This is a genomic window from Nocardia sp. NPDC088792 (assembly GCF_044750615.1).
GTDB lineage: Bacteria > Actinomycetota > Actinomycetes > Mycobacteriales > Mycobacteriaceae > Nocardia.
In genome coordinates this window covers 415,846-430,310 of the sequence record NZ_JBIVKC010000004.1, presented here as the reverse complement: position 1 = coordinate 430,310, position 14,465 = coordinate 415,846, and the positions used below count along the sequence as shown (strand labels likewise).

The 14,465-nt window shown below is 66.2% G+C and carries 15 protein-coding genes; 6 read left to right on the top strand and 9 right to left on the bottom strand.

What is annotated here, in order from left to right:
- Nucleotides 1-6: 6 nt before the first annotated feature.
- Both mftB and mftA read right to left on the bottom strand, forming a co-directional pair.
- Nucleotides 7-306, bottom strand: a complete 300-nt coding sequence (gene mftB / locus ACIP5Y_RS28565; protein ID WP_400354624.1) for a mycofactocin biosynthesis chaperone MftB — start codon at nt 304-306, stop codon at nt 7-9.
- Nucleotides 284-400, bottom strand: a complete 117-nt coding sequence (gene mftA / locus ACIP5Y_RS28560; protein ID WP_400354623.1) for a mycofactocin precursor MftA — start codon at nt 398-400, stop codon at nt 284-286. Before mftA ends, mftB begins: the two co-directional genes overlap by 23 nt.
- Nucleotides 401-512: 112 nt before the next feature.
- On the opposite strand from mftA, the gene mftR reads away from it, so the two are divergent.
- Nucleotides 513-1,127, top strand: a complete 615-nt coding sequence (mftR, locus tag ACIP5Y_RS28555; RefSeq protein WP_400354621.1) for a mycofactocin system transcriptional regulator — start codon at nt 513-515, stop codon at nt 1,125-1,127.
- A gap of 20 nt (nt 1,128-1,147) precedes the next feature.
- On the opposite strand, the gene ACIP5Y_RS28550 is transcribed toward mftR, so the two are convergent.
- The 3 genes from ACIP5Y_RS28550 to ACIP5Y_RS28540 form a co-directional block, all read right to left on the bottom strand.
- Nucleotides 1,148-2,551, bottom strand: coding sequence for a DUF2252 domain-containing protein (locus ACIP5Y_RS28550; RefSeq protein WP_400354619.1), 1,404 nt, complete (start codon nt 2,549-2,551; stop codon nt 1,148-1,150).
- 63 nt (nt 2,552-2,614) lie between these two features.
- Nucleotides 2,615-3,049 carry a GNAT family N-acetyltransferase gene (locus ACIP5Y_RS28545; RefSeq protein WP_400354617.1) on the bottom strand — a complete coding sequence of 145 codons (435 nt, stop codon included), beginning with the start codon at nt 3,047-3,049 and terminating at the stop codon, nt 2,615-2,617.
- 9 nt (nt 3,050-3,058) lie between these two features.
- On the bottom strand, nt 3,059-3,673 hold the full coding sequence (locus ACIP5Y_RS28540; protein WP_400354615.1) for a TetR/AcrR family transcriptional regulator: 615 nt from the start codon (nt 3,671-3,673) through the stop codon (nt 3,059-3,061).
- 126 nt (nt 3,674-3,799) lie between these two features.
- Here ACIP5Y_RS28540 and ACIP5Y_RS28535 point away from each other — a divergent pair, with 126 nt between their 5' ends.
- Nucleotides 3,800-4,915 (top strand): hypothetical protein, encoded by a 1,116-nt coding sequence (locus tag ACIP5Y_RS28535; RefSeq protein ID WP_400354613.1) that lies wholly within the window; start codon nt 3,800-3,802, stop codon nt 4,913-4,915.
- Nucleotides 4,916-4,917: 2 nt separating this feature from the next.
- Nucleotides 4,918-5,943, top strand: coding sequence for a phosphotransferase family protein (locus ACIP5Y_RS28530; RefSeq protein ID WP_400354611.1), 1,026 nt, complete (start codon nt 4,918-4,920; stop codon nt 5,941-5,943).
- 77 nt (nt 5,944-6,020) lie between these two features.
- Here the strand turns inward: ACIP5Y_RS28530 and ACIP5Y_RS28525 are convergent, their stop codons facing one another.
- Nucleotides 6,021-6,998 carry a hypothetical protein gene (locus ACIP5Y_RS28525; RefSeq protein WP_400354609.1) on the bottom strand — a complete coding sequence of 326 codons (978 nt, stop codon included), beginning with the start codon at nt 6,996-6,998 and terminating at the stop codon, nt 6,021-6,023.
- Nucleotides 6,999-7,142: 144 nt separating this feature from the next.
- On the opposite strand from ACIP5Y_RS28525, the gene ACIP5Y_RS28520 reads away from it, so the two are divergent.
- Nucleotides 7,143-8,387, top strand: coding sequence for a helix-turn-helix domain-containing protein (locus ACIP5Y_RS28520; protein ID WP_400354607.1), 1,245 nt, complete (start codon nt 7,143-7,145; stop codon nt 8,385-8,387).
- Nucleotides 8,388-8,407: 20 nt separating this feature from the next.
- Here ACIP5Y_RS28520 and ACIP5Y_RS28515 read toward each other — a convergent pair whose 3' ends face one another.
- Nucleotides 8,408-9,076 (bottom strand): DUF305 domain-containing protein, encoded by a 669-nt coding sequence (locus ACIP5Y_RS28515; RefSeq protein ID WP_400354605.1) that lies wholly within the window; start codon nt 9,074-9,076, stop codon nt 8,408-8,410.
- A gap of 58 nt (nt 9,077-9,134) precedes the next feature.
- Here ACIP5Y_RS28515 and ACIP5Y_RS28510 point away from each other — a divergent pair, with 58 nt between their 5' ends.
- Nucleotides 9,135-9,737, top strand: coding sequence for a TetR/AcrR family transcriptional regulator (locus ACIP5Y_RS28510; RefSeq protein WP_400354604.1), 603 nt, complete (start codon nt 9,135-9,137; stop codon nt 9,735-9,737).
- A 20-nt stretch (nt 9,738-9,757) separates the two neighbouring features.
- Here the strand turns inward: ACIP5Y_RS28510 and ACIP5Y_RS28505 are convergent, their stop codons facing one another.
- Nucleotides 9,758-11,326, bottom strand: coding sequence for an LVIVD repeat-containing protein (locus tag ACIP5Y_RS28505; protein ID WP_400354602.1), 1,569 nt, complete (start codon nt 11,324-11,326; stop codon nt 9,758-9,760).
- A 181-nt stretch (nt 11,327-11,507) separates the two neighbouring features.
- Here ACIP5Y_RS28505 and ACIP5Y_RS28500 point away from each other — a divergent pair, with 181 nt between their 5' ends.
- Nucleotides 11,508-12,467 (top strand): SDR family NAD(P)-dependent oxidoreductase, encoded by a 960-nt coding sequence (locus tag ACIP5Y_RS28500; protein WP_400354600.1) that lies wholly within the window; start codon nt 11,508-11,510, stop codon nt 12,465-12,467.
- Nucleotides 12,468-12,568: 101 nt separating this feature from the next.
- On the opposite strand, the gene ACIP5Y_RS28495 is transcribed toward ACIP5Y_RS28500, so the two are convergent.
- A complete protein-coding gene (locus ACIP5Y_RS28495) occupies nt 12,569-14,287 on the bottom strand; it encodes an MFS transporter (protein ID WP_400354598.1) in 1,719 nt (572 codons plus the stop codon).
- Nucleotides 14,288-14,465: the final 178 nt, after the last annotated feature.

The window sequence follows — 14,465 nt, the reverse complement described above, 5'->3', positions numbered from 1 at the left end:
CTTTCATCATCGTGGGCAGATCATCGTCGAATCGGCCAGCGTGGCAAGCGCTTCGGCGTAGGCGCGCAGTTGCTGGGGCGCGACCCCGGCGGCGGTGCAGGCCGCGCGGGCGCTGGGCTCGGTGCCGAGCTGCTCGACGACCCGGAGCAGCGTGGGGCTCTTCAGGAACGACAAGCGCCGGGTGCCGAAGTGATACAGCAGCGCGCCGAATCGCTCCGGCCGGATCGACACCTTGGCGTGCAGGCCCCAGCGGCCGTCCAGGTCGAACCCCGGCGGCGCGGCTTCAGTAGACACCGCACATGCCATCGATCGAAACCTCTTCCACCAGGACTTCTTCGGTGATGACGTCCTCGGTGGACTGGTCGATGGGAGCTGTCCCGTGGATGGATTCGTCGATCATTGCCAACTCCTTCGAGCGCCGAGCCATTTTCGACACTGTGTGCCATATATGGTTTCGGAGATTAACGGCACTGTGTGACAGAATCAATACCCCGGCCAGAAAAGGACACCCAGTGACTCTCGACGAGCAGGACCCCGCACAGGCGCGCCGCGGCAGACCGCCCGGGACGAGCGCCCGCGCCGTGGAATTGATCGCGATCCGCCTGTTCGCCGAACAGGGCTTCGAGGCGACGACCGTCGAAGAGATCGCCGCCGAGGCCGGGATCAGCCGCCGCACGTTCTTCCGCTACTTCGAATCCAAATCGGCCGTGCTCTGGTATCAGTTCGACGGCGAAGTCGAGCGGCTGCGGGAGACGTTCACCCAGGTACCCGACGATGTCGAGCTCATGGACGCGATCCGCCAGGTCGTGGTGGCCGCCAATGTGTATCTCGCGCAGGACGCACCGCAGCTACGCGCCCGGATGAACCTGCTCGGCACGGCGCCCGGCGCCCAAGCCAGTGCCGGGCCGCACTATGACGCGTGGGAGCGTACCGTCAGTGAATTCGCCGCCCGCCGGCTGGGGGAATCGCCGGATGCGCTGTACCCCTTGGCAATCGGCCGCGCCACCCTCGCGGTGTGCCGGGCGGCTTTCGATCGATGGGTCCTCGATGCGGACGGCGATCTCACCGAGTACTTGGATCTCGCGCTGCGCGCCCTGGGCAAAGGCTTCGCGACCGACCCGGAATGAGAGCCGGCGCGCGGTCATTCTCACCAGCCCCGCTCGGCCGCCTTCACCTGGCCCGACTCGATCGCTGCGACCAACGCGGCGTGATCGGTATGGGTCTGAGTCGCGTACGCGCGGGCGAAATCGAGAATTCCGGAAGTGAAGGCCTCGCCCTTTCCGATGTACGCGGCGATCGCCTCGGGTTCACCGCTGCGGGCGTGGGACTTGGCCAACGCTTTTCCGCACATTCCGGCGAACTGAGGTAGGTAGCCCGCGATCTCATTGCCGCTGGGGATGATCTTCATGTCGCGGAATTGCCGTGCGTAGTAATCGATCTCGTCCACGCGTACGTGTCCGAGGAAGATGTCGCTCGCGGATTGCATCAACCGCTGACCGACGCAGACCCGTTCGCCGTGATTGTCGAACTCGCTCGCGCCGACGAACTCCTCGAACACCGAGGCGGTCGCCTGCTTCAACTGGAAGAACACCAACTGCCCGGTGTCGCCCTCCATCAGATGCAGGTACACGCGCATTCCGACGCTCCCGACCCCGACCACCTGCTGGACCGTATCGACCCGCGAGAACCGCCCGACGAGCCGTGTCAGATGAGGCGGGATGGAGGCCAGATAGGTGTCGAAGACTTGTTCGTACACATTGATCTGATCCTCGTCGGTGAGATCGACATGGCGGCGTTTGAGCGGGTCCTCCGAAATGCGGCGACGGCCGTCCTCCACGGTGACCAGCTGACGGGCCGTGCCCTCTTGTGAGCGTTTCCTGCTCTGCTTTTCGATCGTCCGTTTGGCATCTTTGGCGAATTCGGAGGTGAGCTGCTGTAGCGGGACATCGGCGCTGATCCGGTCGTACCACACGTCCAACTCGCCTGTTTGGGCGTAGCGGCGCATGGCCGAGCGATATTCCGCCGCGGCGGCCGCTGCCGCAGCCTCGGCCGTCGAGGTGTCGATCCCCTCGGTGGCGGCGAGCACGTACACGCTCGTGCAAAGGCGTTTGAGGTCCCACTCGAAGGGACCGGGCAGGGTCTCGTCGAAGTCGCGGGCATCGAAAAGCAATTGCCGCTCCGGCGATGCCCACAATCCGAAGTTGAGAATGTGTGCGTCCCCGCACATTTGCACCGTCAATCCGGAATGTTCGCGAGCAGCCAGATCCGCGGCCATGACCGCCGCGGCGCCCCGCAGGTACGCCCACGGCGACGACGCCATCCTGGCATACCGCAAGGGCAGCAATTCGGCGTCGCGGACAGCTTCCTGGGCTTGCAACCTCCCGAGAGCCGACAGGGTGCGCTCGTCCGGATTCCATTCGCCCGCCGCTCGCCGCGGAGCGCGCGTTCGTGCCGCACGACCGGCCTCGGCATCTCGGCTGGTCGCGGGTATCGCCCTGACTCGTACCGAGGTCGGCGAGGTTGCTGCGGACTCGAGATGTGCTGTGGTCATCGTGGTCCTTTCATCCCTGGCCTTGTCCGAGCGGAGACGAAACAGGTTATGAAATTCCAGCGATCACAGGGGGCGGACGTATTGGATGAATCCTCTGTTCTCCGCGACCTGATCGTAGAGCGTGCGCGCGGTTGTGTTGCTTTCATGAGTGTGCCAGTAGAGGCGTGCGCAGCCGCGTGTTCGTGCCCAGTCTTCGGTAGCGGTGATCAGTGCCCGCCCGGCGCCCTGGCCGCGGGCGTCGGGATCGGTGAACAGGTCCTGGAGGTAGCAGGCATCGTCGGAGGTTGTGCTGGGGTGAACCAGGAAGTGTGCGATGCCGATGAGCCGGCCTTCAATGCGAGCGCCGAGACCGTGGATCCGATCACCGTTCTGGATCTCCGACCACGTGCGGTCGGCCCGAGCTGTCGCGAGTTCGCGTCCGTAGAAAGCGTTGTAGCCCTGGAACAGTCGCAGCCACACGGCGTGGTCACTCGGTTGCAGGTTGCCTACCTCGATCATCGGACCACATTACCGGCACCGTGACGAGGGCGTCGCGGCCACGGCGATCAAGGCGTCCGCGATCTGATGACAGAATTCCTCTGCCGCGTCGGTGCCGTGCGTGAGCGCGCGGAAAAGGGTTGCGCCACGCAGGAGTTCGAACACCGCGTCGGCATCGCAGTCGGGGGAGGCCTGGCCCGCTACTGCTGCGCCGGTCAGCAACTCGCGCAACGCTTCTCGGGTGGGCTGCTCGCCGCGGTCGAGCAGGCGGCGGTAGCTGTCGTGGTCGTCGTGGTACTCCGACAGTAGACCGGGGATGGCCGAGCGGGCTGCCGGATGTGCTGCCGCGGACAGGAACAGGCGGGTCCAGGCCAGTAGATCCGCGCGCAGATCGCCGCTCGGTTCGGGGTGTGCGAACTCGTCCAGGGCGAAGATGGCGTCCTCCACCAGTGCCCGCTTGCTCGGCCAGCGGCGATAGATCGAGGTGGTGACCACGCCCGCCCGGCGTGCCACCGCGGCCAGGGTGGTGGCTTGATAGCCCTCGCTGACCAGCAATTCCTGTGCGGCGGCCAGTACCTGCGCATCCAGTTGCGGATCGCGTGGCCGGCCCGGGCCGGGCCGCGTCGGCCGCGGGGGTGCGCTCACGAGACTCTCCGATCCGGTCAGGGAAATTCTGCGATTGAGGTTACATCCAGAACCTGGTTCAAATACGCTGCACCTCGTATTCGAATTATGTGGCCGCGGCCACAGTGCTCCCGGAAGGCCCCGTCGATGCTGACACCCCAGGACGAACTGCTCTGCCATCAGTTGCCCACCACCTTCGACCACGTCCAGCAGAGCGATCTGCGCTGGACCGAACGCGTGGTCATGTACGGCTTCGACAAGACCCGCCGGGTGAGCGTCATGACAGGCATGGCGCGCTACCCCAACCGGAACTTGATCGACGCCTACGCCATGATCACCGTCGGCGACAAGGCGCATGTGGTGCGCATGTCCCGGCAGATCGACACCCGGTACGACGGCCTCGGCTCCTGGCAGGTCGGCCCGTTCACCTACGAGATCGTCGAACCGCTGCGGAAGGTGCGCGCCACCCTCGCCGACAATGAGCACGGCATCAAGCTGCAGCTCGAATTCGATGCGCAGTTCCCGGCTTACGAGCAGGAGCCCGCTTTCTTCCGTACCCGTGGCCGGGTGCGCGAGGATGCGCGGCGGTACTACCAGAACGGCCGCGTCTCCGGTTGGCTGGAGTACGAGGGCGAGCGCCTCGAGATCGATCCCGCGGACTGGTGGTTCGGGCGCGACCACTCCTGGGGCACCCGGCACGGCGGTGGCGGTGGCGCCATCAACGAGGGCGGCGGCATTCTGCAGCCCAGCGAGATCCCCGACGGCGTCCTCTACTACATGGGCATCTTCCAATTCGAGGACGAGCTGGTGCATTTCGCGCAGCGCGAGACCCCCGAGGGCGCTCGCTGGCACTTCGAGGGCACCGTGCTGTCGCCGCTCGGTGCCGACACCGAGCCGCAGCCGGTCCGCGATGCCGGTCACGATCTGACCTTCCGCGACGATTTCCGCATTGTCAGCGGCGGCGCCTTCACCATCGTCGACGCCGCCGGCAAGAGCCGCGAATTCACCATCACCCCGGTCGGTGACTTCTGGCCCGGCATAGCGGGTTACGACTTCTACCGCGGTTACGCATCGGGCATCTGGAAGGGCGCGGACTGGAGTGACAGCTTCGTCGCCGACCTCACCGATACGCAGGACCTGAAGCAGGCCAGCATGCTCAGCGAGACCTTCTGCCGCGTAGAGACCGGCGGCAAGGTCGGCTACGGGCTGGTCGAAATGGTCTTCATGGGCCGCAATGAGCGCTACGGGTACGAAGGATACTGAGCTTGAGCACCACTCGACTGTCCGCGGAGCAGCTGGCCGCGGCGCTGGAACCCGCCGTGCACCGGAACTTTCCGGTCTCCGGCGCGGCCCGGGTCCGCAATTTCAAGCGCACCGATCGCGGATTCGCCACCGAAACATACCTTTTCGACGTCGAGGACGAGAGCGGCACGCTGCCGCTGGTGTTCCGGCGGCCACCGGAGATGTCGCTGTTCCCCGACTATGACCTGTTGCGGCAGGTGCTGGTCATGCAGCGCTTGGCCGTCACCGCTATCCCGGTCGCCAGACCACTGTGGCTGGACCGGGAGGGCAGCGACCTCGGCAGCCCGTACTTCGTGATGAACCGGCTTGCGGGCGACGCGCCCAGTGACTATCCCTCCTACCACTCTGCGGGCAACTACTTCGAGGCCACGCCCGAGCAACGGGAGCGCATGTGGTGGGGCTGCATCGACACCATCGCCGATATCCACCGACTGGATTGGCGGGCACTGCGATTGGACTTCCTGGCCCTGCCGGAACATGGCGCCGGGCCCGTCGAACAGATCGTGAACTATCTGGACGCCGCGCTGAGCTGGGCCACCGAAGGCGATCAGCCGGAAACCTACCGGCGGGCCATCGCCTACCTGCGCGACAACCTCTACGAGCCGCAGCACACCACGCTCTGCTGGGGCGATGCCCGCATGTCGAACATCCTGTACGACAAGGACTTCCAGGTCAGCAGCGTACTGGATTGGGAGATCGCCTACCTCGGCGATCACGAGGCCGATCTGGGCTGGCTCCTGTTCCTGGATTGGGCCAGTAGCGAATTCGAGGGTCACGCGCCACTGCCCGGCACACCGACCCGCGAGCAAACCATCGCCCACTACGAGCACCGCACCGGGATGCCGGTCCGCAACCTCCGATACAACGAGATACTCGCCGCCGTACTGCTCTCGGTTCCCTTGCTACGCATGGCCAATCGCGTGCAGCTGCCGCCGGAGATGAACATCACCGGCTTCTGCACCACCCGCATCGAGCAGTTGCTGCCCTGATCCATACGGAAAGAATTCAGCCCCCGGGGCCGCCCCCGGGAGCTGAATTCATTCGCGCGGCAGCCGATAGGGATACCTCAATGGATATTGCTCTGCTGGTCGGTCCAGTGCGCGTTGTGCTGGAATTCGCCTGTTCCCGAGACGAATACACTGTGCGCCTGCGCATCGCCGCGCAGTTGATCCATGAACCACGCGGTCAGGTAGCCCAGGTAGCCGTCGACGCCGTCGTTGCAGCCGAAGTTGGTGCATCCGGGCTGACCTTGAATGTCGTTGTGGCTGGCATTGATCAGCGCGGCGCGTGCCTTGGGGGTCGATGCGGGCAGTGCGTCGTAGACGCCTTGCATGCCACCGGATGTGCCGGTGGAGGGTACGGGGTCCGCGGTGCCGCTGACGAGCAGCACCGAACTCGAGATCAGCGCGGTGGGGATATCGCAGACGTTCTTGCCGGGGATGAGCGGCGGCAGGCTCGAACACAGGCTCTGCGACGGCATTTCGATGGTGACCGCGGTCTTGATCAGACCGTTCGAATGCGCGGCCGCGTTGAGGGTGCCGAGTCCGCCCTGGGAGTGGCCCATCGCGCCGATCGCGCCGGTGTCGAGCTTCCCGTAGAACTCGCTGGCGGGATCGCTGTTCTGCTGCGTCAGATAGGTGACCGCGTCGAGCATTTGGGCGCCGGTGCCGGTGTTGGTCAGATCGGGGGCGATCACCACGAAACCCCAGGAGGCCAGGTGCGCCAGCAGATAATCGTATTCGCGAGGATGCGCGAGCGTGCCGTCTCCCCAGGTGATGATCGGGTGGCGGGTCGCGCTCGCAGCGAGATCCGCCGGGTACCAGATGTCGTAGGCATCTCCGGTGGAACTGCAGCAGTCGGTCCCGGCCCGCTTGGCTACCGGATGCGGTCCCGCCGCATGGTATGTGGCTTCGACCGGTCCGGCGGGTTGATAGTCGGGGGTGGCCTGAGCCGGTGCCACGGCCGAGATTGCGGCGTAGGACAGCGCGATTGCCGCCGCGACGGTATGGACACGGCCGCGCTGCCGTGCAGACTTCTGATTCACGATGGCCGACGTTAGGGCCGTGGAATCTGGTCGGAGCCCGTCCGGGTTGTTCTGCAGACACTTGCAGACGGCGGTTGCGGTGAACGTATTCTGGCGAAATCTTCGATCCGGCATGACCGGTTGGCACCCAGAGAGGCGGGGCGCATGACGGAGATCGGGCGTGCGCTGCGCACGGCGCGGCAGGCCGCTGGGCTGAGCCTGCAGGGCATGGCGCGGCGCACGAACTATTCGAAGCCGTATCTCGGGCAGCTGGAAACCGGCGCCCGCGTCGTGCGGGCGGAACATGTCACCGCCTACGAGTCGGCGCTCGGTACCTCGCTGAGCCCGCTGTACGCACAGTTGCCGATGGCCACGCAGTCCGAGGGCGAGCTGTCGATGGAGCTGGCGTCGCTGCTGCTGCCGATGGTCCCGGCGGGTGGTGGCGAAGGCGGGTTCACGCTCGGTGAGCTGGGTGCGGCCGAGCGATCGGCGAGGTGGGCGCGCGGGCTGCAATGGTCGGAATCGACGCCGCCCCGCCGCCTGGTGATCGACTGGCTGGAGACGAATCTGCCGCGGTTGCAACAGCTCTCGCCCAGCACCGGCCGGGCGGGGCAGACCTTGCGGGTAGGCGCCGAACTCGCCGATATCGCTGCCGCCATGTCCTGGGATATCGAGGACACCGACTCGGCCCGCCGGTTCTACCTGGTCTCCGCGCGCTTGGCGCACACCGCGGGTGATCCGAGCCTGACGGCCGCTGCCCTGGCCGGGCTCGCCATGCAGTACCTGGACCAGGGCAGACCCGAGGACGGGCTGGAGGTCGCGCAATCGGCGCAGTACGTCGCCCGGCGGTCCGCGACCCCGCGACTACGGGCCGCATTGGCGCATCTGCAAGCCACCGCCTACGGCATCGTCGGCGACACCATGGCATTCGAACGGGAAACCGCCTACGCCACCGAGTGTCACCTCGAGGCGGCCGCGAACCCGCCGGCGGATACGGCGGTGGACCGGAGCCTGACCTCATTGAATCTGAGCTTCCTGCTCGGACCCCGGCGCACCTGGCCGAGCCGCGGCCGACAGTCGGAACTGCTCGGCCCCGGTTACCGCCACTTGGTCGCGACCCGCCCGCAGCTGGCCGGCGCGGCCTTCGGTATGGATCGAACTCCCTTGCCCGGCAATATCGTCGAGCCGGCCATGACACTGACCTCCGCCGCTCGCCTGCATCTGATGCTGGGCGAGCCGGAACGTGCCGCCGAGCTCGTCGGCATGGCTCTGCCGTCCGCCGGAGCGCGCGCCGGTAGCCGTACGGCCGCCCGGCTGCGCGACTTCCACCACGAATCACGCGAATTCGCCGAGGTTTCCGAGATTCGCGCGGTGCGCACCACGATCGCCGAACTCACGGCCCGTCACTGAACCGGAGGCGAGACCCGGCGCTACCCGAGCTGGCCGCGCTGGGCGAGGAGCATGCCGATGACACCGATTTCCTGGCTCTGTGTGCTGATCATGTCTCGCGCGGCGAGTTTGACCTGGCCGCCGGTGAGCCGCGCGTCGGCGGCCTGGGCCATGGCGACGCCGCCGTAGTGGTGGCGCTGCATCAGTTGCAGGAAGAGGATTTCCGCGTCGCGCCCGGTTGCGGCGGACAGCGCGTCGAGCTCGGCCGGGCTTGCCATTCCCGGCATGGTGGTCATCGGATTCGTTGTTGCGGAGGGTATTTGATGTCCGTGGCTGGGCATCGCGGTCTCGCCGGGATCGTCCATCCATGCCATCGGATGCGGATCGGTGGGCACCGCATTCGCCAGCCGGAGCCAGCCGAGCAACATGCCGATCTCGATGCGCTGGTTGTCGGCGATCTGCTGGGCCAGCTTGCGCACTGTCGGGTCGGTGTCGGGGCTGAGTCGTTGCACGAGGATCAGCGCCTGCTGATGGTGGGCGAGCATGTCCTGTACGAACCCGATCTCGGTGGCAGTGAGAATCGGTGTGGGGGAGTGCTTTTCCGAGATGAACAGTGGCTTGCCCGCCGCGCCCAGCACGAGCAGCAGCAGTGCCAGCGAGCCGAGCGCCAGGGCGGTGGTCCAGCGGTGTCGCGCCGGTGAGGTTTTCATCGTCGAATCTCGCCTGATCTGCATCGATACGAATAACGTAACAGGTTAATATGTAATTGTGACTTCGGATAACCAGCCGCGCCCCGGGCGCCCGCGCGATGCGGACAAGGACCTCGCGGTGCTCATCGCGGCCCGGCACCTGCTGGCCGAGGTCGGCTACCAGCAGACGACGGTGGTGGCGATCGCCAAGCGTGCCGAAGTGAACACCCCGGCGATCTATCGGCGCTGGCCCACCCGGCAAGCCTTGCTGGAGGAGGCCATTCACGGTCCAGGTGGGCATGCGCCACCGGAGCCGACCGGTGATCTGCGCGCCGACCTGGCCACGTGGGTGCGGATCTTCCTGGTGCGCGCCGACAGTCCCGCCGCGCGGGCCGGTGTGCCCGGTCTGCTCGCCGACTCACAGACCGAAGAGGCGCGCCGCCGGCTATTGGCCATCGGGGCTCCGGCCCGCAAGGCCTTCGCCGAACTGCTCGGCGGTGCGGTGGACGACGGCCGGATACCGCCGGGCGCGGACCCCGAGTTCCTCTTCGAGATACTGTCCGGGACAACGACATTCCATGCCCTGGTGCGCGGCGGCAGGGAATCCGACTCGTTCGTGTCCAGCCTGGCGGACGCGTTGTACGTCATGGCGTCCCAGGGCGCGGCGATGCGCTACGCCTGAGGCCGGCACCGCTTCCGGCGTCAGGATCCGACCGTCGAATGCTGGTCCACGGGCGGGGAATAGACGTCGGGTGGCAATTGCAGTGTCATGAAGCCGTTGTCGGCGCAGGTGACCCACAATTGCGAGCTGTGCCATTCCGGGGGTGACATGCACCAGTCGCTGGACAGATCACCGAACGCGACGTCCCCGCTGCGGGAGCTCAACGCCTTCCTCGGATCGAACTGGCCTTGATTCAGGGCCTGCATGACCGACTGTGTACTGAGCAGGGGGATCCCGATGATGGAGGCCAGGGCATGCGGGGAGTTCCACAGCTCGGTGTTGTGCCCGGTACGAGCTCCCGGGTTGTAGTAGGCGATCTCTCGGACATGCAGTGGATCGCGCACATCGAAGACCCGGATGCCGGAGGAGATCCAACCGCAGGCCAGAGCCGTCGGATCGGTGGCGCGGTCGGCGGCACAGTAGTGCGAGTCGTAGGCGAAGACCGAGCCGCCCATGCTGGAAGCGATAGCGGGGGCACGATTTTCGACCAGGTTGATCTCCAGCTTGATCGAATTCACCACCCGCGGCCGACTGTCGTCGGAGATGTCGATGAGTTTCACGCCGCCGGAGCCGGCCTCGTCCGCGGCGAAGACATAGGGCTTGCCGCCGTAGGTGACCGGGATGGCGTGCTGAGTAGCCCACCCATCCGTCCAGGTGGTCTGCGACAGCACCGGGACCTGCGGATTCGGATCGCGGCGCTGCACCGCGCTGGTGTCGAGGACGCTCATGCCGCCCATATTGTTCGCCAGATACATCCGATTGCCGTCCGCGCTCAGGCCCATGCCGTGCATGGACATGCCCGGCATGCCCTGCCAGATGACGTGCGGCTGCGACGGATCGGTGAGATCGACGGCGCTGACGATGCCGGGAACGACGCCCGAGGACCAGTAGGTCCTGCCGTCCGGTGAGAACCCGCCTTCGTGGCCGGTCAGGGGGACCGGCATCGAGAGGTTCGTGCCCGGGCCGGGATTGAGCAGGACGGGGTGCGCGCAGTCGGAGACGTCGTAGACCGCGATCAGGCCGTATCCGGTCAGTGCGGGAACGCCGATGCCTACCAGCAGCTTTCGGGCATCGTTGACCTTGAGGCTCTCCCACGTCCCCGCCAGCATGGCCGGCGCGGTGAGGGTATCGGTGAGTACCGGGTTCGCCGGATCGGATACGTCGACGACCTGCACGCCATTGGTGGAGCCGACCAGATTGCCGGGGAAGAAGCTGCCCATGTACGCGCAGTGATCGAAGCTGGTCGAGGTGATGCCGCCCCCGCGTCCGGCATATCCGCCCAGGCGAACGATATTGCAGCTGTAGCCCTGCGTGCTGCGTCCGCTGTTGCGGTCGGCGGCGGAAACATCGCCCTGCAGGCCGGTTTCGGCGAGTGAACTGTCGTCGCAGTGCGCGCGGGGGACGGCGGTGTTCGCGATGTCGTTCAACTCTTGGACGGAGTCGGGGGAGCTGAGGGGTGGTTGCGCACTGCAGGTGCCCATGGGGAGAAGGGCTGCGGCTGCGGTGATTACCAGGGAGCGCCGGGTGCGGCGGGCCGGGAGAGATCTCATGTCATGCCCTCGCCGACGAGGGCGCCTTCCTGCTCAGGGCTCTGGGAAACGGAGAGTGGGCGTGACCTCGGGCACGCCTCAATAACGTAACATGGTGCTATGTAATTGTTAGGGTCGATCTGTAGCTCGGCGGGCCTGGTCGAGACAGCCGCTCGCGCAGCCGAATGGAAGGACCCGATTCATGAACACCACTCCCGGCGTAGTGGCACGAACCCTCGACGGCGCGGTGCGGACCACCGCTGACGTGCTCGACGGCGTCGACCTCACCGGTCGCACCGCCCTGGTGACCGGCGCGACCAGCGGACTCGGCGCCGAGACAGCGCGCGCACTGGCCGCCGCCGGCGCGACCGTCGTGCTCGCCGCCCGCGATTTCCACGCGGCGGTCAAACGCGCACGCCACATCCAGGCCCTGCATCCGAACGCCGACCTGGATGTCATCGGCCTGGACCTGACCGACCTGGGCAGTGTGCGCGCCGCCGCGGGCGTGCTGGCGTTGCGGCCCACGGGCATCGATCTGCTGATCAATAACGCGGGAGTCATGTATCCGCCGCTCACCAGAACCGTTCACGGCCTCGAATTGCAGTTCGCCACAAATCATCTCGGGCACTTCGTGCTCACTACCGAACTGCTCCCGCAACTGGCCGCCACCGCCACCCGGACCGGGATTCCGGCACGGGTGATCACGCTGTCCTCCGATGCCCACCGCGCCTATCCGGTGGACCTGGACGATATGCAGTTCTTTCAGCGCCCGTACGACAAGTTCATCGCCTACGCGCAATCGAAGGCGGCGAATGTGCTGATGACCGTCGAGGTGCAGCGGCGGATGTCAGGCGCGCCGGTCGCCGCCTATGCCGTGCATCCGGGTATCTGCGTAACCGGGCTGGCGCGCTTCATGTCTCGCGACGATTTCGCCCGCATGCGGCAGCTCACCGTCCGCAACCCCGGGCAGCCGGCCAAGCCGAAATCACTGGAACAGGCCGCCGCGACCACCGTATGGGCCGCCACCGCACCCGAATTGGATCGGCATCGAGGCGCCTACCTCGCCGATTGCGCGGTCGGCAAGGCCGGCGGCCATGCCACCGACCTCGACACGGCGCAGGAGTTGTGGAACCGGTCCACCAGGCTGGCAGTGCGGCTTTGACGATCGGATTGTGCTGGCTTGCACGACTATTCAGCACTCGGGGAAACACGTAGCGCCGGATCCGGCGGGGCAGTGCCGGATCCGGCGCGACGGTGCGGTGATCAGAAGGCGGTGCCGCCGGTGGCCGGTGTCCGCCCGGCCTTCATGATCAGCGCGCCGAGTAGAGCGATCACCGAGGTCGCCGCCACGAAGTAGAAGCTGAGCTCGTACCCGCGGTCGGCGAACAGCAGTGGAATCTCCTTCGTCACGGTCGGCTGACCCGTCACCGTCACCTCCGCTTTCACCGGGTGGGCGTTCAAAAAGGCCGTGGCCACCGCGATTCCGATGCCCGCGCCCATGGCCTGCATGACACCGAGCATGCCCGCGCTGATGCCCTGTTGTTCGGCCGGTACCGCCTCGACTATGAGGTTGGGTGTGGAGGCGTAATACATCGCGAACCCGACGCCGGTCACCGCGCCGATCAAAGCCAGTGTCACCCAGCCGTGTCCGAGCATCGCGTAGGCGACGGCGGTGGCGACGAAGACCACCAGTGCGGTCACCAGCGGTAGCCGCCCGCCGATCCGCCGGATCCACAGGCCGCCCAGGAAGCCGAACAGCATGGCGATCAGCGACTGCGGGAGCGTGACGTGGGTGGCGAACTTCATCAGGCTGAAGCCGTTGCCGTAGGTGTAGCCCGGATTCAGCTTCACCTGCACCATGTCCGGTGGGAGCTGGGCGAGTACCGCCGCTTCCGGTACTTTCACCGAACCCGGCGGCAGCGTGACACCGGGTGGCAGCGCCGCTTTCGCCTGCGCTTCGGCTTGTGCTTGCGCCTGCGCGAGGGCCTGCGTCTTCACCTGCTCATAAGTTGCCGCCTTGGCTTGCGCGACCACCTGGGCGGCCGGCGGGGACTGAATCATGTAACTGGGTCCGTAGGACTGGACGCCGATCATCAGTGAGCCCAGCAGCGCGATGAACAACACCACGCTCACCCGCGGGGTGAACAGCAGCTTCATATCCATGATCGGCTGGCGCGCACGCATTTCCACGAGCGGGAACAGCGCCAGCAACACCAGGCCGCCGATCAGCCAGGCCAGCGTGCCCGGCCGCAGCCAACCCCAATCCTGGCCCTTGTCCAGATAGATCAGTGTGAGGGTGGCGCCCGAGCCGAGCAGCAGTACGCCTAGCAGATCGAGGCGCTGCGGAGTACGGAGCCCGGTCTCCGGCACCACGATGATCAGCAGCGGAATCATGATCAGGGTGAAGATGAACAGGAACCAGAACAGCCCGCGCCAGCTGTAGTGATCGGTGATGTAGCCGCCGATGAGCGGGCCGATCAGCGCGGAGACGCCCAGACCGGTGGACGCGATGCCCAGGCCGACCGGAACCAGCTTGCGCGGCATCAGGTCTCGGATCAGGCCGTAGGACACCACGGTGGTCGCGATGGCGGTGGCCTCCAGGGCGCGCCCGAGCAGGAACAGCCCCCAATTGCTGGTGACGGCGCACACGGCAGTGCCGATGAGGAACAGCACACCGCACGCCAAGAACATCTTCTTCTTGCCCCAGATGTCGCTGAGCTTGCCGATCAGCGGCGATACCGCGGCGCCGATCACGCCGAAAACGATGATGGCCCAATTGATATTGGCGCCTTCGCTGGGGAATGTGGGCGCGATCTGCCGCAGTGCCGCCGCGACCATCACGTACTGCATCGGGGAGATCTCGGTGAACAGCACGATGATCGCGAGCACCGAGTAGATCCTCAGGCTGGATGCGCCATCGAGGCGGGCTGAATCGTCGAGGCCGGGGCTCGAGGGCCCCGCATTGTCGACAGAGGTGGACATGGAGCGTCCTCCAGAAGGGGGTGGGTAACACGTCGGCGTGCAACGTGTCACATCCCTGACCTGGCCTGCTGCGGGTGATCCCACTCACCGGGACTCGAGAATGCGCACTTCTCTGAAATATGCCTGTTCGGAATAGAACTGGATCAGAATACTGCCGTTAGCCAGTCATGGGGCTGTG